This is a genomic window from Nitrospirillum iridis (assembly GCF_014205765.1).
GTDB classification, from domain to species: Bacteria; Pseudomonadota; Alphaproteobacteria; order Azospirillales; family Azospirillaceae; genus Nitrospirillum; species Nitrospirillum iridis.
Map to the genome: position 1 here is coordinate 612,719 of NZ_JACIIZ010000001.1, position 19,616 is coordinate 632,334.

Genomic DNA, 19,616 nt, shown 5'->3' on the forward strand with positions numbered 1-19,616 from the left:
ATGCCATCGCGGACGTTCACGCATGGGGGAGGTGGTCTGGCACCAGGAGAAGGCGCCGGTCTTTGGGCCGGCGCCTTCCTCCACGCCAGGCAGCGGTGAAACCGGGTGTCGTGTCCTCCTGATGGCATTAGAGGCAGCTACCCGTGATTCAGAAGAACTGGCAGACCCTGGAAAAGCCCAGCAAGCTCGACGTGAACGTCGGTGCCGATCCGCGCCGCGAGGCCACGATCGTTGCCGGCCCGCTGGAGCGTGGCTTTGGCCTGACCCTGGGCAACGCCCTGCGCCGCGTCCTGCTGTCGTCCCTGCAGGGGGCGGCGGTCACCGCCATCCACATCGATGGCGTCCTGCATGAATTCTCCTCCATCCCCGGCGTCCGTGAGGACGTGACCGACATCGTTCTGAACATCAAGAACATGGGTCTGAAGATGGAGGGCGAGGGCCCGAAGCGGCTGCGCCTGCGCGCCGAGGGGCCCAAGGAAGTCACCGCCGGCATGATCGAGGTGACGGGCGACATCGAAGTGATGGACCCGGACCTGGTGATCTGCACCCTGGACGCCGGTGCCCGCCTGAACATGGAACTGACGGTCGAGAAGGGCAAGGGGTACATCCCCGCCAGCCAGAACCGTCCGGAAGACGCGCCCATCGGCCTGATTCCGATCGACGCCCTGTACAGCCCCATCCGCAAGGTGGCGTACAAGGTGGAGAACACCCGTCTGGGCCAGCGCACCGACTATGACAAGCTGTCGCTGTCGATCGAGACCAACGGCGCCGTGACGCCTGAGGATGCCGTGGCCATCGCCGCCCGCATCCTGCAGGACCAGCTGCAGCTGTTCATCAACTTCGAGGAGCCGCAGGCCGTCACCGCGTCGGAGAAGTCCGACGAGGTGCCGTTCAACAAGAACCTGCTGCGCAAGGTGGACGAGCTGGAACTGTCGGTCCGTTCGGCCAACTGCCTGAAGAACGACAACATCGTCTACATCGGCGACCTGGTGCAGAAGACGGAGGCGGAAATGCTCCGCACCCCGAACTTCGGCCGCAAGTCGCTGAACGAGATCAAGGAAGTGCTGTCCCAGATGGGCCTGCACCTCGGCATGGAAATCCCGAACTGGCCGCCTGAGAACATCGAGGACCTGGCCAAGCGTCTGGAAGAGCCGTACTGATCTCAGGTTTATGAGTTTCCCGCCCCTCGGCATCACGCCGGGGCGCGGGATTTCAGGGCATAGGGCCCACCCCCGCCGTACCGTCCGGCGCCCCTCCAGGATGCAAGTCCGAGGGGGCAAAGGCGGGCGCCACGGGGTTCGTCATCGGTGTCGGCATCCGACACCCGGACATGAAGGAGAAGCACCATGCGTCACGGCGTTTCCGGACGTAAGTTCAGCAAGACCTCTACCCACCGTCTGGCCATGTTCTCCAACATGGCCAATGCCCTGATCAAGCATGAGCAGATCAAGACGACCCTGCCGAAGGCCAAGGACCTGCGGCCGATCGTCGAGAAGCTGATCACGCTGGGCAAGAAGGGTGGCCTCGCCAACCGCCGCCTGGCGTTCGCCGAGCTGCGCGACAACGTCATGGTCGACAAGCTGTTCACCACGATCGCCGAGCGTTACAAGGACCGTCAGGGTGGCTACACCCGCGTTCTGAAGGCCGGCTTCCGCTACGGTGACATGGCCGCCATGGCCGTCATCGAGCTGGTGGATCGTGACGTTTCCGCCAAGGGCCAGGACAGCGGTCCGGTCCAGGTGGTCGAGGGCGAGGAAGAGGCGGCCTGAGCTTAGGCTGTTTCGGTTCCGGAAAAGTGGGAGGGGGCGGATCCGCGAGGGTCCGCCCCTTTTCTTATGGTCGCGGCGGCCGTTCGTTGGCCATCCGGCGCGACCATGGGCACGGGTATGACCGTGTAAGGATACAGGGCCGAGGACCGTTCCCCGTTTTCGGATCTCGACGGGCGGGGGCCAAATCGCGCATCCTGCGGCCCGTCCATCGCCGGTACGGTTGGCGCACCGGCATGACGGACAGGAGGATGAAACCGTGCGTATCTTGGGGATGAAGGCTGCGGCGGCGATGCTGTTGCTGGTGGGCATGTCGGGCTGCATGGCGTTGCCGTCGCAACGCGAGGGCAAGCTGGATAGCCACGCGGCCTGCGTGGCCCGCTGCAACCGCGACAGCCAGGTCTGCGGCGACACCAAGGCGGGGCAGAGCGACCATACGCCCGAGCTGAACAACGGCATGTGCCAGCGCGACTTAAAATCCTGCCTGAACCGTTGCGGCGACCCGGGCTGAACCCTATCTCAGCCCAGACCCCCTTCGTTTCGATCAGACGCAGAGTTGTCTCCCGTGAAGCTTGCTCCCCTGTTCCGGCCCATGGCCGGCCGCCGCGTCCTCTCCCGCGTCGCTTACGCGGCCGTCGCCGCCGGGCTGGCCCTTTCGCCCCTGGCGGCTTCCGCCCAGACCCAGCAGGCGGCGCCCCAGCAGGTGCCCCAAAGCCGGGAACAGATCACGCTCAGCTACGCGCCGCTGGTGAAGCGGGCGGCGCCGGCGGTGGTCAACATCTACAGCCGCCGGGTGGTCAAGCAACGCGCGTCCCCCTTCATGGAGGACCCGTTCTTCCGGCAGTTCTTCGGTGACGCCTTTCGCGGTGTCCCGCGCGAGCGGGTGGAGTCCTCCCTCGGTTCAGGCGTCATCGTCCGTCCCGACGGCCTGATCGTCACCAACGATCACGTCATCAAGGATGCCGACCAGATCACCGTGGTGCTGGCCGACCGGCGGGAGTTCCCGGCCAAGGTGATGAGCGCCGATGAGAAGGTCGACCTGGCGGTGCTGCGCATCGACACCAAGGGTGAGAAGCTGCCGACCTTGGATCTGGGCGACAGCGATACGATACAGGTGGGCGATCTGGTCCTGGCCATCGGCAACCCGTTTGGTGTGGGCCAGACGGTGACCAGCGGCATCGTCTCGGCGCTCGCCCGCACCGGTGTCGGCGTCTCCGATTTCAACTTCTTCATCCAGACCGACGCCGCCATCAACCCCGGCAATTCCGGCGGCGCGCTGATCACCATGGACGGCAAGCTGGCCGGCATCAATTCAGCCATCTATTCGCGCAGTGGCGGCTCGGTCGGTATCGGCTTCGCCATCCCGGCGGACATGGTGCGCTCCGTCGTGACGGCTGTGGAAAGCGGCGGCAAGCTGGTGCGGCCCTGGATGGGCGCCAGCGGTCAGCCGGTGACCCAGGAACTGGCCACCAACCTGGGCCTGCCCCGGCCGCAGGGCGTGCTGATCAACCAGCTGAATCCCAAAGGGCCATTGGAACAGGCCGGCGTGAAGGTGGGGGATGTGGTGACGGCTGTGAACGGCCATCTGGTCGATGATCCGGAAAGCCTGCGCTACCGCATCGCCCTGCTGCCCGTGGGCGGCACCGCCACCCTTACGCTGGTCCGCAAGGGGGCCGAGACCAAGCTGCCGGTGAAGCTGATGGGGCCTCCGGAGGATCCGCCCCGGGACGAGGCGACGTTGCAGGGCCGCCAGCCCTTCGCCGGCACCACTGTCGCCAACATCAATCCGGCGCTCGCCGAGGAGGTGGGCTACGCCGGCACGTCGGACGGTGTCATCGTGCTGAAGGTGCAGCCCGGCACCACCGCCCAGGCCCTGGGCTTCCAGCCAGGCGATGTGGTGGTGAAGGTCAACGGCCAGCCCATCACCCGGGTGGCCGACCTGAAGCGGGTGGTGGACCAGCCGCAGCGCCGCTGGGACCTGGCCGTCCGCCGGGGCGATCAGGTGCTGACGCTGAGCGTCGGGGGCTGATGGTCGGTCCGCACCATGAAGTGGAGTGTCACCCCCTTCCTGCGCCGGCGGAAGGGTGATTGCGTGCACGTTCAGGCTAATGAGTTGGGGGCTCGTTCATCCCAAGTTGATTGGAGTGTACGGGTTAATTTGCTTTTGGTACATACAGGGTGGCGCCTGCAGCCTGTCTACTTATCTATGATTCTCTTGGAAATCGGGGTGGGGAATGATATCAGAAAAAGTGATCAAAAGATCGGCGGATATTCGTAAGTCTTTTGTTGGGTCAACGCCATTCAAGCACGTCTGCATCGATGAATTTTTTACCGATGAAGCTGCCGAGTCCCTGCTTAGGGACTTTCCCTCTTTTGACCCCTCTAAGGCTATTGATGAATATGGGAACGTTGGGCGGAAGGCTGTTCATACTCGGCTAGCGGACATTAGTCCATTTTATGCCGGAATTTATAGCTATTTGCTGTCTGCGGAATTTCTCGACACGATGTCCGCTATCACGGGTATCGAAAACCTGATAGCGGATCCGACGATGTTCGGCGGCGGTACCCACGAGAACTTGCACGGGCAGGAGCTGGATCCGCACATTGATTTCAACGCCATCGCCGTGGGTGATGGCGTTGTCCATAGACGTGCAAATCTGCTTCTGTACCTGAATAAGGATTGGAATGACGATTGGGGCGGGGCGATCGAGCTTCATTCCAATCCGCGGGATCCTGATAATAATCAGATTAACGCGTTTTCCCCTATTTTTAACCGTGCTGTAATCTTTGAAACCAATGAGATAAGCTGGCACGGTTTCCCCAGGATCAACCTGCCCGAAGCAAGCCAGCGTAATAATAGCCGTAAATGCCTTTCGGTGTATTTATACACAAAGGAACGGCCTGCGCATGAAATTGCGGGAAATCATGGTACATTCTATGTGCAAAGGCCGCTCTCGAAACGTTTTGTGGAGGGGTATACTCTAACATCAAAAGATGTCGTGGAGATTAAGTCTGCGGTTCGGCAGCGTGATAACTATATTGAGCTCTATCAGAAAGCCGAGGAGGTTACGGGGCGGCGCATCAGTGGGCTTGAGAGGAATTTCCTTGAACTTCTTTCTCGGATTAAGCTGCCAATTGTCGGCTTTGCAAAGCAGGTAGGCAAGGCAGTTGGTGCGGTCTATCACGATGACTGGGTGGGGAATCAGTTTTCGGTGGAGCTGGAGGCTTTGGCGCCATTGTCCTTGTTGTCCATCGGAGGCTATATAACGCCGAATTCTCCTATAGGTCCCCGTAATTTTACGATTACTGTTGATGGGAAGGCCTACTCTCACACGGTGGACAAAAACGAATCTTTCGTCCTTGAAATGCCTTTGGCTATTGGCGCGGGGTCGCGTTTCAAGGTTGAACTGGCCTGTGATGTCAACTTCGTGCCCAAGGAATTGCACGGAACGGATGATGAGCGCCGGCTGGCTTATCTCTTGAATGAAATTCGTCTCCTCTAAGAGGCTTGGGCAGCGGCACCGGGTGGATCAAGTCCTTTGATCGCATCTGGTGCCTGCTGGTCATATCCTCCACGTCGTCCATCAACCTCCCCAATTGCTTCTATGGTTGTTCATTGCATCTGTGCTGGCTGCAGGGGCGGACCGATTTGGACACGGGCGGCTCGGCAGGGTGCGGAATGTGTGCATCGGCCTATCTGAAGGCATTCATCGGAAAGCTTTGGGCCCTCCTGGTGCGGCCCAACTATTAAGAGAACGTCGGAAACAGGGGGCTCGCGATCGCCGCCCAGGCGCGTCGGGATAAATCCCTTAAAGGCGGAATCGCTTCTGGTTGTTCCAACCGGATCGCCGTCGGATTCGGCGAACGAGCGTAGTCTGCCGCTTATTCGTGCGCCTTTGGGCGTTGAGCTGCTCGCGGACTGACTCGGCTATAGACCACTCTGCCTGAGAGACTGCAGAAGTGGCTAGCGGCGGCCCAGTCAAAAGGACCATGCCAAGCGCCTCGCCGGTCTGGCATGGTGTTCCGGGTTTGTATCCCGATGGGTCGTTTATCCTGGATAGGGCGTCATGGCGGTGAAGAGCGGATCGGGTTCCCTGTTCGAGGCGGAGGCGCCGCGCCCCCTGGCGGACCGGCTGCGGCCCACGGTCTTGGACCAGGTGGTGGGGCAGGAGCATCTGCTGGGCCCCAAGGGTCCCATCGGCCGCATGGTGGCGGCCCATCGCCTCAGTTCCATGGTGCTGTGGGGGCCGCCGGGGTGTGGCAAGACCACCATCGCCCGGCTGCTGGCCCAGGCCACGACGCTGGCGTTCGAGCCCCTGTCCGCTGTGTTCTCCGGCGTGGCCGACCTGCGCAAGGTGTTCGAGGCGGCCCGGCAGCGGCGGCAGGCGGGCCAGGGCACCCTGCTGTTCATCGATGAGATCCACCGCTTCAACCGCTCGCAGCAGGACGGCTTCCTTCCCTATGTCGAGGACGGCACCGTCACCCTGGTGGGGGCGACGACGGAGAACCCGTCGTTCGAGCTGAACGCCGCATTGCTGTCCCGGGCCCAGGTCTTCGTCCTGAACCGCTTAGGCGAGGAGGCGCTGGAGAAGCTCATCGCCCGGGCGGAGGCGGAGGAGGGCCGGCCCCTGCCATTGACGGAGGACGCGCGGGCGGCGCTGAAGGCCATGGCGGACGGTGATGGCCGTTATTTCCTGAACCTGGTGGAGGAAATCTTCGCCGTGGTGCCGGAGCGGCCGGGGGGCGACGTCGAGCCGCTGGACACCAACGCCCTGACCGTGGCGGTGCAGCGGCGCATGCCGCTCTACGACAAGGCGCAGGAGGGGCACTACAACCTGATCAGCGCGCTCCACAAGTCGCTGCGCGGGTCCGATACCGACGCCGCGCTCTACTGGTATTCCCGCATGCTGGCGGGCGGTGAGGACCCGCGCTATATCGCCCGCCGCCTGGTGCGTTTCGCCAGCGAGGATATCGGCATGGCCGACCCCCAGGCCCTGGTCCAGGCCCTGGCCTCCTTGGACGCGTATGAGCGGCTGGGCAGCCCGGAGGGGGAACTGGCCATCGCCCAGTGTGTCATCTATCTGGGCACGGCGCCCAAATCCAACGCCGCCTACATGGCCATCAAGCAGGCCCAGCGGGCGGCCAAGGAGACCGGCAGCCTGATGCCGCCCAAGCACATCCTGAACGCGCCCACCCGCCTGATGAAGGAACTGGGTTACGGCAAGGGCTATAACTACGACCACGACACGGCGGATGGCTTCTCCGGCCAGAACTATTTCCCCGACGGCATGGCCCGGCGGGAGTTCTACCAGCCGGTGGAGCGTGGCTTTGAACGCGACATCAAGAAGCGCCAGGAGTACTGGGCCAAGCTGCGCCAGCGGGCGGCTGGAGGCGAAGGGGGCGAGGGCGGTGAAGGTTAGGCGCCCACGCCATCCCACCATTTCAGCACGCGCAACGCCCGCAAGGTCACCCAGGGCGAGGGCTTGCCCGGGCCTTCATTGACGTCGAACCACACCCGCCCCCGGAGCGCCCAGTCCAGGGGCCAGGTGCCATCCTCCCGCCGTTTGGCGCGCAGGAGCCCGATGGCCTCGGCCAGACGGGGGTCGGGGCGGGCGCCGGTCAACCGGGCCGCGGCGCGGAAATAGTCCAGCGCGCGCAGGATGTCGTAGCGCCAGCGGTTGGGGTGCAACAAATCCAGGAACCGCGCATCGGCCGCCCCGCCGGTGCTGAGGCGGCGGAAGAGGTGGCGCGCCAGCAGGTATTCCTCGCCGGTCCGTCGCGCCCCCCGCGATGCGGCCGTGCCGCCGCTGGCCCGCTCATATTCCAGCAGCCCTTCCAGGACGTTGAGGGTGGTGGCGAAGGAGGAACAGGCGGAACCGCTGGCGCGCTCACAATTCCATCCGCCGTCCCCCTGCCGTTCCCCCACCAGCCGCTCGACTAGGGGGGCGACATCAACGCCGAAATAGGCGCCGTCGGCCACGGTGCGACCGTTGATGCACTCCTCCACCTCGCCCTGCCAGAAGGGTTGACCGCCCTCGTCCCAGCGGGAATGGGCGCCGACCTGCGCCACGGTGCGCCGGGCGCGATCGGAGGCGGGGTCCAGGCCGAACTCCCTCAATTGGGACAGGGAAAAGCAGGTGGCGGTCCAGGGCTGGCCGTGCTGATGCCATTCCAGCGGAGTGAAATCGGCGGGGAAGAAGGCGCCGCCGGCCCACTGGCCATCGGCGTCCTGGCAGGCCAGCAGCCGGGCGCCCCAGCCCTCCGTCTCCACCTTGGCGCGCTCCGCCGCCCATTCCGACTCCGGCGCGTCCAGCAGGTCGCGCATCACCTGCCAGCGGATGGCCGGATCGGTCTGGAGCAGCCAGTCGATCACGGGGTCGGGGTGGGGCATGGACGACCTCATCTCCGCTGCGGCAGGGGGCCGGGCCAGAGTGCCGCAAACGGCCACCTTTGAAAACCGCCACCCGTGTGGGGATTCAGGTCCTGGCGTTGGCCGCCATGGCGCGCGCGTAGTCCTTGGCCGCCTGCACCACATGGGTGACGGCGCGGGCGATGTCGTCCGGCGGCTCGCCCTCGCGGGCCAGGGCGCTGTCCGGCGTTGGAACGCCCCGCACCAGCGCGCCCAGACGCAGCGTGGCCGCTTCGCAATAGCCGATGCGTCGGGCGTCGGGGGGGCCCGGGTCGGTGCGTTCGTCCAGCCAGGCGACGGTGGCGGCACCGGCCAGGCGGCGCAGGGTTTCCAGCAGGGCCGCCGCCTCATCGAGGTGGGCGCGGCGGCGGCGACCTTCCAGCACCATGCGCTGGCGTGTCACCTCGGCCGCGGTGCTTGCCAGGCCGGCGGCGCGGCGGGCGGCGTCGATCTCGGCATAGGGCGTCTGACCCGCCCGCACCACCAGGGTGGCGTACCGCATGTTGGCTTCCACGGCCGCCGCCAGCCGCTGGGAAAAGCTCTTGGGCTCCCGCTCCGGCCACAGGATCAGACAGCCGGCCAGGCCGATGATGCTGCCCAGCGTGTTGTTGAAGGCGCGGGCCAGCGCGATGCCTTCGCCCCCGGTGACGTCCGGATGCAGCAGGTCGGCCACCAGGACGAACAGGGGGGTGAGGAAGGTGACGAACAGGCTGTAGCTGACGGAGCGGAGCGCGATGGTGGCGGCGGCCAAGGGGAAGATGGCGGCCAGCAGCCACAGCGGTGTCGGCAGGGCCACCGCCAGGAAGGCCGCCCCGGCACCGCCGGTGACGCTGCCCACCACCCGCTCCAATGTGCGGGGCCAGGTGGTGGCCGCTTGCGGCTGCATCACCACCACGGCGGCCATGGTGGCCCAGTAGGCGTAGGCGACGTCCAGATACGCGGTGACGGTGTAGGTCGCCGTCACCACCAGGGCCACGCGCAGGGCGTGGCGCGCGATGGGGGAGGATGGGCTGAGGGCGAGGCGCAGGGCCCGCGCCGGGGTCAGGCGCCGACGATGCGCTTCTTCCGCCAGCCGCGCGGACGGGGCCGCCTCCGGCTCGGACGCCGGGGCCCAGGCTTGCGTCAGGTCGTGCAGCGCCTGGGCGCAGACCTGCGCCACCCGGCCCACCAGGTCCAGCGTCGGCCGGGCGACGCGGTCCAGCACTTCCGCCTCATAGGCGACCAGGGCGCGGTCGGGTTCGGACCGCTGCACCTCCCGGCTGGTGCGGGTCAGGGCGGCGCGCAGCTGGCGCAGCGGCAGGGTGTCGGCGTCGGTGGGGGTGCCGGTGGCATGGGGCTCCAGGTCGAAGCCCAGGGCGATCAGACCGGCGAAGATGCGCTCCCCGGCCTCGATGGCGGCCAGCAGCGCCTGGCGAACGTCACCGCCGGCACCGCGTCCGGCGGAGAAACGCGCCACCGCCGCGCGGGCCCGCTCTATGGTGTCGCGCACCGCCCGGCGATGCTCCGCCGCATGCTTTTTCCAGCGCGCATCCTGTGTGGCGCCGCTGCTGTGCAGCGCCAGCAGTTCCGCCGCCATGTCGCCCAGCTCCGAATAGATGGCGGCCACGGCCCGGCGGGCGGGGGCATAGGGGTGGATGCGCCAGACCAGCAGGCAGAGGACGACCGCCCAGCCGCTGCCCGCCAGGAACACGCCAGACAGGCGCAGCGCGTCCAGGGGCGCGCTGGGATAGCCCACGGCCACCACGGCGACGCAGCAGGCCAGCACACCCACCTGGGTGGCGGCCGGGCCGTAGACCCGGCTGAGGCAGCAGAGGAACAGGGCTGCGAACAGCGCCGGCGCCGCCCAGGCATGGCCCAGGGCCGCCACGGCGCTGATGGCGCCCGCCATCACCGTGCCGATCAACGCGAACCCGCCCATGGCGCGCAGACGCACGCCGAACGGCCCGCCCGGATCGGCCAGGCAGGCCCAGAAGGCGGCGAAGGCCGCCCAGGACAGGATGGGCTGGTCCAGGTACAGCGCCAGCGTCACCATCAGCGCCACCGCCGTGGCGGCGCGCACTCCCTCGGCGATACCGATCTGCTCCGGCGTCAGCGCGAACGACCGGGCCTGTAGCCAGCGGGCAAGCCGGCCCAGCGGGGAGGAACGGTCGGTGGGCACGGTGTGGGCGTGGGACATGGGCACTCAAGCAAGCGAACAATGGGTTATGGCAACGTTATCCTAGGCTCGTTCGCAGATGCAGCATTGATATGTGCATTGCGGTATTGCCATGCGGGCAGGTTTGCGCCCCGGGGCTCGAAAAGTCTCGCGGGTGGAGGGAACGGCGCCAGAATGGGCATCAACGGAACGGACGCTTGAGGGGGGCGGGCGTGACTATTTGGAACCAGCGCGCGGTCAGGGCCGGCATTGCTCTGCTGTCCTCTCTCCGTTGGCAGATAGCAAAACCCAAGCTTAACGATATGTCCACTTTCCTGGTACCAGCTCACAACCTGACGGACGCCACCGAACGGAATGCCGTGGCGCTCAACAAGGACCTGGTGGTGATGCGGGGCCGGGACATCCGCTTCGTGGTGCGCGAGACGTTCTGACGGGGATCGGCCCGACGGGGATCGGTGGCCCGTGACCGCGCGGGCCGCCACCGCCCTGTTCCAGCAGCCCGGCAGGAGGTCGCCAGGCGCCCGCCGGCTGGGGCGCACACGCGCAGAGGAATGTATCGTTTTGTTTATGTAATCCCAGAAACATGTTTTGTCTCAAGATGTTGCAACCGAGAAGAATTTCAGAAGAACAGGCGTGGATTTGGCCTGCTAAATTTCTCTCGTCCTGGCGACTTGCCAGGGCGACCAAAACATCATCAACCCATAAGTAAATGGAGCGTAAACATGTCCGCGATTACTGCCCTGATCAAGAAGCCCTCCGAAGCGGCCGCGACGACCAACACCAGCGACTCCTTCTGGGCACAGGTCACCGTCACCTGCAACATGTCCACGCCGGGCTATCCGGCCTTGATGATCGCCGCGCTGGACAGCAACGGGGTCTTCCATCCGAACCTGACCGTGACCGAGGCGCAATTCGCGTCTGCACAGTTCGCGCAGCAGAACAAATACAACGTCCTGTTTGCCACCCAGGGCAGCGGCCCAGGCACCGTCATCGACATGCAGGTCTATAGCTGATGTGACCGGCAGCCGCCGCGCCGTCCCTCAATGGGGATGGCGCGGCGGCCCCCTTGCGCGGCGACACTGTCCCCAGCATGGCGTGACACGGCAGACGGAAGGCCAATGTCCGGCCAGAAGGCGATGGCCCTGCACTTTTCCAGGCACCTTCAGGTGTGCTGCCCGCGACGGCGCAACGCATCGACCAGCAGGGAGAATGCGGGCGACACGTGCCGTCGCTCTAATTCGGAGTATATGCTTGTGAGGTTTATGGGGCGGTGGCGGGCAATTGCATCCAGGGGATGGGTGATAACTTAAATCGCACGGAGACTTACTGCCGTTGGGCGAAGACCTCTAACGCCGCCTTCACCGCCGCCACTGGCGCCACCCAATCCCCCAGGCGCTTCTGCCGGAACAGGCGCAGGGACGGATACCACGGGCTGGTCTCGCCCCTGTCGTGCCAGCGCCAATCGGTGGTGGAGGACAGCAGCAGGAAGGCGGGAACATCCAGCGCGCCGGCCAGGTGGATGCAGGCGCTGTCCGACCCGATGACCAGGTCCAGCCCGGCGATCAGCGCCGCCGTGTCCGCCCAGTCGCGGATGGAGGCGGCGGCATCGCGGATGCGGCCGGGGGGGACGCCCGGGTCGGTCAGGGCCGCCTTGGCCGGGCCCATCTGCAGGGAGACGAACTCCACCCCCGCCACGTTCAGCAAGGGCAGCAGGGGGATGAGGCCGGGGGAGCGCCAATGGTCGTCCGGAAAATCCGGGTTCCCTTGCCAGAACAGGCCCACGCGCAGGCCCCGCTTGGGTCCCAGCATCTGCGTCCAGCGCAGCTTGCGGCCGGGGTCGGCCTTGAGGTAGGGGCCGGCCCACGGCACCGTGGCGGGCTCGGGGCAGAAGCGGGCCGGCAGGTCCATCAGGGGCGCCTGGGCATCCCAGGGCGGGGGGGATGTGGAGCCGGTGCCGGGGGCTGTCGTCTGGGCGTCGACGACGACCGCGCCATAGCCCTGCGCCGCCACCAAGGGGGCCAGGCCGGCCGGGACCTCGATGGTCAAGCGGGCACCGGCGCGGGCCAGCAAGGGCAGGAAGCGCAGGCACATGAGCGTGTCGCCCACCCCCTGCTCATGCCACACCAGCAGGCGCAGCGCGGCGGGTGCATCTTGGCCCCAGGCGGGCAGGCCCTGGTGCCGGGGCGGCCGCGCGACCGAGGGCCAGCGCCAGTGGTACAGGCCGAAGCCTTCGCGATAGCGGCCCAGGCGCAACAGACACAGGGCGATGCCGAAATTGGCGGCCGGCTCATCGGGCGCCAGCGCCACCGCCATCTGGAAGGCGGCCAGCGCCTCCTCCGTCCGGCCCAGCAGGCGCAGCAGCACACCCAGGTCGCGGTGGGGCAGCATGGCGTCCGGTCGGCGCCGCGTCGCCTCCACCAGATGCGCTTCCGCTTCCTCGAAGCGGCACAGGCTGGTCAGGGTGTGCGCCAGGGCGCAGCGGGGCAGGGGGGCGTCGGGGGCGGCCGCCACGGCGCGGGCCAGCAGGCTGACGGCCTCCGCCGTATCACCGGCCCGGCGTTTCAGGTCCCCCAGATTGTTCAGCGCCAGGCTGTGGAAGGGATCGCGCGTCAGGATGTGGCGATACCAGCCCTCCGCCTCGGCCCCACGGCCCAGCCGTTCGCACAGGCGGGCCAGTTCGGCCACCGTGGGCAGGTCGTCCGGTGCCCGCTCCACACAGGCGCGCAGGGCGTCGGCGGCGGCGGACAGCCGCTCCATCCGCGCCAGCAGGCGGGCCATGTTGCGCAGGGCGTCTGGATGCTGCGGGTTCAGGCGCAGGGCTTGCGTATAGGCTGTCAGCGCCTCATCCGTGCGGCCCAGCGTGTCCAGCACCTGGGCATGGTTGGCATGGAAATCGGCCACGCCGGGATGCAGGGCGATGGCGCGGGCGATCAGCGGCTCCGCCTCGACCGCCCCGCCACGTTGAGCGGTGGCCACGCCCAGCAGGTGCAGGGCGTCCGGCTGCTCCGGCTCCTGCGCCAGCAGGGAGGAATAGAGCGCGCAGGCATCCGCCAGGCGGCCGGCCCGGTGATGCTCCAGCGCCACCGCCAGGACCTCGCCGACGGTGCGCATACTCCGGGCCCTGACGGGTTCCTGCTCCATGGGCCTAGTAATACCCTGCCCCAAAGGGATAGGCCACCCCGGCTCCGGTTGCGCGGGATGATGGGCCCCGCCTCATCATCCCCCGGTCTTCGTGTGAACCGCGTCCTTGTCCAGCGGTGAGCCCAGGCCCAGCCAGCGGAATGCGCGGGTCATGAAGCTGGCCGGGGCCGCTGCGCCTGCGTTGGCCTCGCCGGCCGGCCCGTCTTCTTCCTCAGGGGCGGCCTTGGCTTCCGCCGTGGTGGTCGGCGCGGGCGACAACTCATTCCGCATTTCCACGAAGTCACTGACGGCCGGCCCTTGCAGCAGGCGGAACCCGGCATCCAGCCCCTGGCGTACCAGCGCCAGGCTGTCGCAATGCGTCAGGATGCACCTGTCCGCCCCGAGATTGTGGATCAGGGCCTTCAACTCCGCGCCGCGGGCGGTGGCATGAGGATGCAAGGCTGGTGTCTTACGCGAGGTTCCGGTGGGTGCCGCGGCCGTGGTGAAACGCAACAGGATGTCGTCCGGCAGGGGTGGCTCCGCGGAATGATCCACCGGGACGTTGTCCAGGGCGATCACGCATTGACGTTTTCGCCCTATGGCCAGCGCCTCTTTCACCGCGTCCGGCGCGGCGTGCCACTCGGCGTAGGGCAGTTCGATCACCAGGTTGCCATGCCAATGCGCCGGCAACTCGTCCAGCAGCGTGGCGAAATCCGTGTGACGCATCGTCCCGGTATGCAGCTTGACCGCGATGGGCAGCCGGGGCGGCGTCTGCTCGTGCAAGAGGTGGCGCAACATCCGTCTATCCAGGAGCTCGGTCACCCGCGCCAACATCCAGGGTGACGCCAGGATGGTTACGTTGAACATCTTTTCCAGGGCGGTCAGGTCGACCGTCTGTTCCAGCATGACCGGGACCAACGCCCCGCCCTCCTCAACGCGATGGATGGGGTGATGGCGGATCAACGAGGACAGGTCGGCATTGTGCAGCGCCCGCTCAACGCGCAAGAAGCCGATGACGTCCTCCGTAAGCGGCGACGGACTGGTGATGGGGCGATCGTCCGCCAGGATGCGCAGGCAGGCGGCCAGCGGCTTGGCCTCCCGGGGAAGATCGAACCAATGGACATCGACCTTGCCTTGATGGGCTTCGGCGAAAACCTGGCTGATACGGTCTGTGGCCGTCAATAAAGCCGGCAGGCTTTTCATATTACCGATCAGAAGCCAGCCGTAGCGGCCTACCCTATAAGTATTAATACCAAGGGCGTCATCCGCGCCTCCGGTAACGGTATGAAGTTCCGTATTCACAATTCTCTGAATGACGGGTTCGTTGGCGTCGACGACGCGCGACAGATCAAGAATAGCCGCGCGCGAACGGTCCTTATTTTGCAATATTACTGAAGATTCTGGCGATATATTTTGATTTTTACTGGCCATTTCGGGCTTGCCATCGTGTAATTATGCGGGCTTTGGGTCCGTCCGGACAGATAACATCATATTGTAGAGCTTGGTCCGCGCTGATTGATTCAGGTCAATACGCGCCAGGCGTTTATAAATATATGCTCAAGAACATAGTTTTCAAAATTTCAATTATAAGGAGGGCTCTCGCCGTTTCAGGCGGCGGCGATGTTCCTACGCTCCGCCGATGGATAGCGATGTCGTTTTGGTGAAAGAGGTCGATGGCTGATTTTTGGAATCGAGTCCCCGCGGAGGGGGCTCCCCAGGCTGGTGGGGCGACCGTCGCTCCCCGGGTGGCCGCTCCCCCGCGTCGGCCCAAGCTGGAACCCTTCACCACCGTGTCGCCGCCGCCGGAGGAGTCGGAGGAGTGGGTCATCAGCTACATGGACATGGTGACCTTGCTGATGATCGTGTTCCTGGGCATGGTCGCCATCCTGGGCATGAAGGGCCGGCTTGCCCCCGCCGAATCGCCTATGGTCGCGGTGGCCCGGGCGGATCAGGACTGTCCCGCGCCCGCCGCGTCGGGGGAGACCGGGCCGGTGGCCTCGGTGGCGGGGCTGGAGGAGACGGGCCCGGTGGCCGGGGGGGCGGAAGGGGCGTCGCCCTTGACCCCGGGGATGCGCACCATGCTGGCGCAACTCGACGCGGCGGGTCAGAGCGCCAATCTGGATATCAATCTGACGGATCGGCGGCTGACCATCGCCATCAAGGACCGCATCCTCTTCGCGTCCGGCAAGGCCGACCTCGCGGCCCGGGGGCGCGGCCTGCTGGCCGCCCTGGCCCACAGCCTTGGCACGCTGCCCGGCCTTGTCACGATCGAGGGACACACGGATGACGTCGCCATCGCCACCGCACGTTTCCCCACCAACTGGGAGCTTTCCTCCGCCCGCGCCAGCGCCGTGGTGCGCGAACTGATCGCCGATGGCGTGGAACCCGGACGGCTGCGGGCCGTGGGCTATGCCGACACCAGACCTCTGGACGTCCACGATCGCGCGGCCAACCGCCGGGTGACCATCGTGGTGGAGCGGTAGAGGCTGGTCGTCCCGATGGCGCGGGGACCTATGGCGCGAGGGGCGTCCCCAGGCGTATGAAATGCTTTACATCCGTCAGCAGGAAAGCCGCCCCATGTCCCATGAAGAAGATCTGCGCCGGATCGCCGCGCAGGAGCGGCGTCTGGTGTTCGACCGTTTCGGGCAGGATGAGGCCTGGGCTCTCGGATGCTGGCTGCGTCAGGCCGGGTTGGTGCTGGCAGAGGGGGCGGTGCTGGTGGTCGACGTGTCGCTGCACCGGCAGCAGATGCTGCGCCTGACCGTGGGGGCGGCCACGCCCGACCATGACGATTGGGTCCGGCGCAAGCGCAACACCGCGCTGCATTTCGTCCGCAGTTCCTATGCCATCGGCCTGAACCTGGCGCAGCAGGGCACGACCCTGGAGATCAAGAGCGGCCTGCCGCTTCGCGACTACGCCAGCCATGGCGGCAGCGTGCCGCTGGTGGTCAAGGGGGCAGGCTGCGTTGGCGCGCTGACGGTTTCCGGCCTGCCGCAACGGGATGACCACGGACTGGCCATGGCGGCGCTGGCCCATGTGCAGGGGCGTGACATCAGCGATATCACGCTGGCCACGCTGGCGCTGTGAGGGCGGCCCAAGCGGGTGGCGCTTCCGTGCCCCTGGCGCCCAGGGACCTTATCGATCCAGGGTGATGGGACCGTCGCGGGTGGTGCCCGTGTTGCTCTCCGGCGACTTGGTCAGGGTGTCACCCCGGCTGCGCTTTTCCTCATGCTTGCCGTAGAGCTTGTCCAGGCGCTCGAACTCCGCCTTGTGGAAGGCCTCGACCTCTTCCCGGCTGCCGAACTGGGGGGCGGTGATGATGATCTCATCCACCGGCCCCTCGGTGCGGGGCGGCGCCACGGCGTCCGGGTCCTGGGGCGGCGCCGACACCTTGATCACGGAGGTGGGCAGGCCGTTCTTGTCCAGACCCGGCTTGGGCGCGCCGGCGTTCGGCGCCTCCGCCGCTTGCGGGGCGGTGGCTTGGGCATGGGCCAGCGGGGCGGCCAGAACCGTCGCGGCGAGCGCCGCCAATCCCAGGACAGGGACAAGGCGGGCGGAGGGCGCGCAAGCGCGGGCGAACCAGGTACGGGCGAACACGGGAAAAAACTCCGCAGCGACGGTCATACAGCTTACCACGTGGGACCGTCCTGCCAACTGTTGCCTGCCCGCCCACCTCGCGCGCGTCCTTTGCAGACAGGGCAAGGGTGGGGTGGTTGAAAAGCGCGGGCCCATGCCCGGTAGTACCACATCGGGCGTGGCTGAAGCCTATAAGGGATGATCAAGAGGCTGGGGAGGGGGCGGCGGTGGCGGCCTTTGACGAATATATCGGCATCGACTGGACGGGTGCCTCGCCCGCGCGGGGTATCGCCATCGCGTATGCGGCGCCGGTGGGCGGGGGGCCGCTGGGCGGGGCGGCGTCCGGTCTGGTGGGGGATGCCGTTCATCTGGTCCCGCCGCCCGGCCGTCATTGGAGCCGTCGCCAGGCGATGGACTGGGTGGCCGGCCGGCTCATCGCCCATGGGCAAGCGGGTACCCGTGCCCTGGTGGGCATCGATTGCGGCTTCTCCCTGCCTTATGTGGAGGGGGAAGGCTACCTCGATGGCCGTGTTCCGAGCGTGGACGATCTGTTCGGCCTCTGGGATTTGGTGGAGGCGGCGGCGGGCGGGGGACCGGCCGCCGAGGATTTCTGCGGCACGCCCGCCCTGTCGGACCCGCGCTTGCGCCCCAGTTACTGGCTGGCCGGACCACGGCCGGCCCATTGGACGGATAGGGAGGGGGGCGGCAAGCGGCGTCTGGTGGAACTGGTGGCCGCCCGCACCGGCGTTGGCAATCCCGTGTCGGTCTTCAATCTGGCGGCCGCGTCCAAGCAGGTGGGCAAGGCCTCGCTTGCCGGCATGCGCGCCTTGCGCCACCTGAAGGCCCGTCTGGGCGACGATTTGGCGGTCTGGCCGGCGGAGGCGCTGGCCGGGCCGGAGGGCCGGGCGCGCTCGGTGGTGGCGGAAATCTTTCCCACGCTGTTCCGGCGCCAGGCGCATGGCCTGGCCAAGATTCGCGACTGGGCCGGCATGGCGGCGGCGCTGGCGCGGGTGGGCTGCCATGCGGGGCCGGAGGTGCCGGCGGTCTTTGACGACCACGCCGGGGATGCGATGATCGCCGCCGCCGGCATGATGCGCTGGGCCGCGCGCGACGATGTATGGGCGCCCAAGGGGCTGGACACCGACACGGCGCGGCGCGAAGGATGGATTTTCGGCGTCACCGGCATCGAGGGTGGGGGATGAACCAGCTTGTCGTCGTCGCCCTGGGCGGCGCCCTGGGCTCGGTCCTGCGGTATCTGGCGCAGGTGTGGCTGGGGCGGTTGCTGGGGCAGGGCTTTCCCTGGGGCACCCTGTTCGTGAACGTCGTGGGCTCGCTGCTCATGGGCGTGCTGGTGGAGGCGGCCGGCCGGGTGTGGAGCCCGTCGCCCGAGTTGCGCGCCTTCCTGGCGGTGGGGATATTGGGTGGGTTCACCACCTTCTCCTCCTTCTCGCTGGATGTCGGCGCGCTGGCGTCGCGGGGCGACTGGGCGCTGGCGATGGTGTATGTCATGGCGACGCTGATGGTCGGCGTCGGTGGGTTTTTCGTGGGCTTGGCCCTGGTACGTGCGGTGGTGTCATGAGTGAAGAGGGTGGCCGTAAGGTCGAGACGCGATTGGTGACCGCGGATGAGGCGGAGATGCGTCTGGACCGCTGGTTCAAGCGGCATTTCCCCCTGCTGGGCCATATCCAGCTGGAAAAGCTGTTGCGCACCGGCCAGGTGCGGGTGGATGGCGGCCGCGTGAAGGGCGCCACGCGCCTGGTGGCCGGGCAGTCCGTGCGCATTCCACCCATGCCCGAACTGCCGCCCCTGAACCCGGACGCCGCTCCGCGCAAGCCGCGCCCCCTGCTGTCGGACAAGGAGGTCAAGGCCCTGCGCGACGCGGTGCTGTACCGCGATGCCGACGTCATCGTCCTCAACAAGCCCGCCGGCCTCGCGGTGCAGGGCGGCACCGGCCAGAACAAGCATCTGGACGCCATGCTGGACGTGCTGACCTTCGACGGCAAGGAACGGCCCAAGCTGGTCCACCGCCTGGACAAGGACACCAGCGGTTGCCTGGTGCTGGCCCGGACCAGCTTCGCCGCCACCCGGCTGGCCGGATATTTCCGTGGCCACGACGCCCGCAAATACTACTGGGCAGTCACCGTGGGCGTGCCCAAGCAGCACCAGGGCAAGATCGACGCCGCCCTGGCCAAGGAGGCCGGCACCCGGGGCGAGCGCATGGCCGTGGATGAGGGGGAGGGCGCCCGCGCCGTCACGCTGTACCAGGTGGTGGAGAACGCGCACCGCCACGCCGCCTTCGTGGCGCTGTGGCCGCTCACCGGGCGCACCCACCAGCTGCGCGCCCACATGATGGCCATCGGCACGCCCATCCTGGGCGACGGCAAATATGCCGGGCAGGAGGCTTTCCTGGCCGGGGGGGCGGCGCTGCCGCGCCAGCTGCACCTGCATGCCCGCCGCATCATCATTCCCAACCCGCGCGGCGGCAAACCCATCGACGTGAGCGCGCCGCTGCCGCCCCACATGGCCCAGACCTGGGAATATTTCGGCTTCGATATGAATGATGGCGACCCGTTCGCCAGCTTTGCCTGAT

Annotated in this window: 18 protein-coding genes; 13 read left to right on the plus strand and 5 right to left on the minus strand. The window is 66.8% G+C overall.

Features of this window, described 5'->3' with window-relative positions; translation table 11 throughout:
* Window positions 1-143 precede the first annotated feature (143 nt).
* The 6 genes from FHS74_RS02750 to FHS74_RS02775 all read left to right on the plus strand — a co-directional run bounded on the left by FHS74_RS02750 (window position 144) and on the right by FHS74_RS02775 (window position 7,186).
* On the plus strand, window positions 144-1,160 hold the full coding sequence (locus tag FHS74_RS02750) for a DNA-directed RNA polymerase subunit alpha (RefSeq protein WP_184797156.1): 1,017 nt from the start codon (window positions 144-146) through the stop codon (window positions 1,158-1,160).
* A gap of 186 nt (window positions 1,161-1,346) precedes the next feature.
* A complete protein-coding gene (gene rplQ, locus FHS74_RS02755; RefSeq protein WP_184797157.1) occupies window positions 1,347-1,769 on the plus strand; it encodes a 50S ribosomal protein L17 in 423 nt (140 codons plus the stop codon).
* A gap of 256 nt (window positions 1,770-2,025) precedes the next feature.
* Window positions 2,026-2,277, plus strand: a complete 252-nt coding sequence (locus FHS74_RS02760) for a hypothetical protein (protein WP_184797159.1) — start codon at window positions 2,026-2,028, stop codon at window positions 2,275-2,277.
* 81 nt (window positions 2,278-2,358) lie between these two features.
* Window positions 2,359-3,795, plus strand: a complete 1,437-nt coding sequence (locus FHS74_RS02765; protein ID WP_184797352.1) for a DegQ family serine endoprotease — start codon at window positions 2,359-2,361, stop codon at window positions 3,793-3,795.
* Window positions 3,796-4,000: 205 nt separating this feature from the next.
* Complete coding sequence (locus tag FHS74_RS02770; RefSeq protein WP_184797161.1) at window positions 4,001-5,269, plus strand: 2OG-Fe(II) oxygenase; 1,269 nt, start codon at window positions 4,001-4,003, stop codon at window positions 5,267-5,269.
* 564 nt (window positions 5,270-5,833) lie between these two features.
* Window positions 5,834-7,186, plus strand: a complete 1,353-nt coding sequence (locus FHS74_RS02775) for a replication-associated recombination protein A (protein WP_184797163.1) — start codon at window positions 5,834-5,836, stop codon at window positions 7,184-7,186.
* Here the strand turns inward: FHS74_RS02775 and FHS74_RS02780 are convergent.
* Together FHS74_RS02780 and FHS74_RS02785 are read right to left on the minus strand one after the other, a co-directional pair.
* On the minus strand, window positions 7,183-8,157 hold the full coding sequence (locus FHS74_RS02780) for a squalene cyclase (protein WP_184797165.1): 975 nt from the start codon (window positions 8,155-8,157) through the stop codon (window positions 7,183-7,185). The genes FHS74_RS02775 and FHS74_RS02780 overlap by 4 nt on opposite strands.
* Window positions 8,158-8,242: 85 nt before the next feature.
* Entirely contained in the window at window positions 8,243-10,351 is a 2,109-nt protein-coding gene (locus FHS74_RS02785; RefSeq protein WP_184797167.1) for an FUSC family protein, read from the minus strand.
* Window positions 10,352-10,632: 281 nt separating this feature from the next.
* Here FHS74_RS02785 and FHS74_RS30860 point away from each other — a divergent pair, with 281 nt between their 5' ends.
* On the plus strand, window positions 10,633-10,761 hold the full coding sequence (locus FHS74_RS30860; RefSeq protein ID WP_281384598.1) for a hypothetical protein: 129 nt from the start codon (window positions 10,633-10,635) through the stop codon (window positions 10,759-10,761).
* 291 nt (window positions 10,762-11,052) lie between these two features.
* Entirely contained in the window at window positions 11,053-11,343 is a 291-nt protein-coding gene (locus FHS74_RS02790) for a hypothetical protein (protein WP_184797168.1), read from the plus strand.
* 310 nt (window positions 11,344-11,653) lie between these two features.
* Here FHS74_RS02790 and FHS74_RS02795 read toward each other — a convergent pair whose 3' ends face one another.
* A complete protein-coding gene (locus FHS74_RS02795; protein ID WP_184797169.1) occupies window positions 11,654-13,441 on the minus strand; it encodes a tetratricopeptide repeat protein in 1,788 nt (595 codons plus the stop codon).
* Between the two features lie 105 nt (window positions 13,442-13,546).
* Window positions 13,547-14,881: an EAL domain-containing protein gene (locus FHS74_RS02800; protein ID WP_184797170.1), complete on the minus strand. Its 1,335-nt coding sequence runs from the start codon at window positions 14,879-14,881 to the stop codon at window positions 13,547-13,549.
* A 242-nt stretch (window positions 14,882-15,123) separates the two neighbouring features.
* Here FHS74_RS02800 and FHS74_RS02805 point away from each other — a divergent pair, with 242 nt between their 5' ends.
* A complete protein-coding gene (locus FHS74_RS02805) occupies window positions 15,124-15,933 on the plus strand; it encodes an OmpA/MotB family protein (protein WP_184797171.1) in 810 nt (269 codons plus the stop codon).
* A 94-nt stretch (window positions 15,934-16,027) separates the two neighbouring features.
* Window positions 16,028-16,537, plus strand: coding sequence for a heme-degrading domain-containing protein (locus tag FHS74_RS02810; RefSeq protein WP_184797172.1), 510 nt, complete (start codon window positions 16,028-16,030; stop codon window positions 16,535-16,537).
* 48 nt (window positions 16,538-16,585) lie between these two features.
* Here FHS74_RS02810 and FHS74_RS02815 read toward each other — a convergent pair whose 3' ends face one another.
* Entirely contained in the window at window positions 16,586-17,047 is a 462-nt protein-coding gene (locus FHS74_RS02815; RefSeq protein ID WP_211106039.1) for a hypothetical protein, read from the minus strand.
* Window positions 17,048-17,253: 206 nt separating this feature from the next.
* Here FHS74_RS02815 and FHS74_RS30865 point away from each other — a divergent pair, with 206 nt between their 5' ends.
* The 3 genes from FHS74_RS30865 to FHS74_RS02830 are packed head-to-tail and all read left to right on the plus strand — an operon-like array spanning window position 17,254 to window position 19,615.
* Window positions 17,254-18,228, plus strand: a complete 975-nt coding sequence (locus FHS74_RS30865; RefSeq protein ID WP_184797174.1) for a hypothetical protein — start codon at window positions 17,254-17,256, stop codon at window positions 18,226-18,228.
* Entirely contained in the window at window positions 18,225-18,605 is a 381-nt protein-coding gene (gene crcB, locus FHS74_RS02825) for a fluoride efflux transporter CrcB (RefSeq protein WP_184797175.1), read from the plus strand. The genes FHS74_RS30865 and crcB overlap by 4 nt, the downstream gene beginning before the upstream one ends.
* Window positions 18,602-19,615 carry an RluA family pseudouridine synthase gene (locus tag FHS74_RS02830; RefSeq protein WP_184797176.1) on the plus strand — a complete coding sequence of 338 codons (1,014 nt, stop codon included), beginning with the start codon at window positions 18,602-18,604 and terminating at the stop codon, window positions 19,613-19,615. The genes crcB and FHS74_RS02830 overlap by 4 nt, the downstream gene beginning before the upstream one ends.
* The last annotated feature ends 1 nt before the right edge of the window (window position 19,616 follow it).

Excerpts from the sequence above, each read along its gene's own strand:
- FHS74_RS02810 (WP_184797172.1), top strand. The coding sequence starts at position 16,028 with ATGTCCCATGAAGAAGATCTGCGCCGGATCGCCGCGCAGGAGCGGCGT.
- FHS74_RS02805 (WP_184797171.1), top strand. The coding sequence starts at position 15,124 with ATGGCTGATTTTTGGAATCGAGTCCCCGCGGAGGGGGCTCCCCAGGCT.
- rplQ (WP_184797157.1), top strand. The coding sequence starts at position 1,347 with ATGCGTCACGGCGTTTCCGGACGTAAGTTCAGCAAGACCTCTACCCAC.
- FHS74_RS02785 (WP_184797167.1), bottom strand. The coding sequence starts at position 10,351 with ATGTCCCACGCCCACACCGTGCCCACCGACCGTTCCTCCCCGCTGGGC.
- FHS74_RS02790 (WP_184797168.1), top strand. The coding sequence starts at position 11,053 with ATGTCCGCGATTACTGCCCTGATCAAGAAGCCCTCCGAAGCGGCCGCG.
- FHS74_RS30860 (WP_281384598.1), top strand. The coding sequence starts at position 10,633 with ATGTCCACTTTCCTGGTACCAGCTCACAACCTGACGGACGCCACCGAA.
- FHS74_RS02775 (WP_184797163.1), top strand. The coding sequence starts at position 5,834 with ATGGCGGTGAAGAGCGGATCGGGTTCCCTGTTCGAGGCGGAGGCGCCG.
- FHS74_RS02800 (WP_184797170.1), bottom strand. The coding sequence starts at position 14,881 with ATGGCCAGTAAAAATCAAAATATATCGCCAGAATCTTCAGTAATATTG.
- FHS74_RS02765 (WP_184797352.1), top strand. The coding sequence starts at position 2,359 with ATGGCCGGCCGCCGCGTCCTCTCCCGCGTCGCTTACGCGGCCGTCGCC.
- FHS74_RS02830 (WP_184797176.1), top strand. The coding sequence starts at position 18,602 with ATGAGTGAAGAGGGTGGCCGTAAGGTCGAGACGCGATTGGTGACCGCG.
- crcB (WP_184797175.1), top strand. The coding sequence starts at position 18,225 with ATGAACCAGCTTGTCGTCGTCGCCCTGGGCGGCGCCCTGGGCTCGGTC.
- FHS74_RS02795 (WP_184797169.1), bottom strand. The coding sequence starts at position 13,441 with ATGCGCACCGTCGGCGAGGTCCTGGCGGTGGCGCTGGAGCATCACCGG.
- FHS74_RS02770 (WP_184797161.1), top strand. The coding sequence starts at position 4,001 with ATGATATCAGAAAAAGTGATCAAAAGATCGGCGGATATTCGTAAGTCT.
- FHS74_RS02780 (WP_184797165.1), bottom strand. The coding sequence starts at position 8,157 with ATGCCCCACCCCGACCCCGTGATCGACTGGCTGCTCCAGACCGATCCG.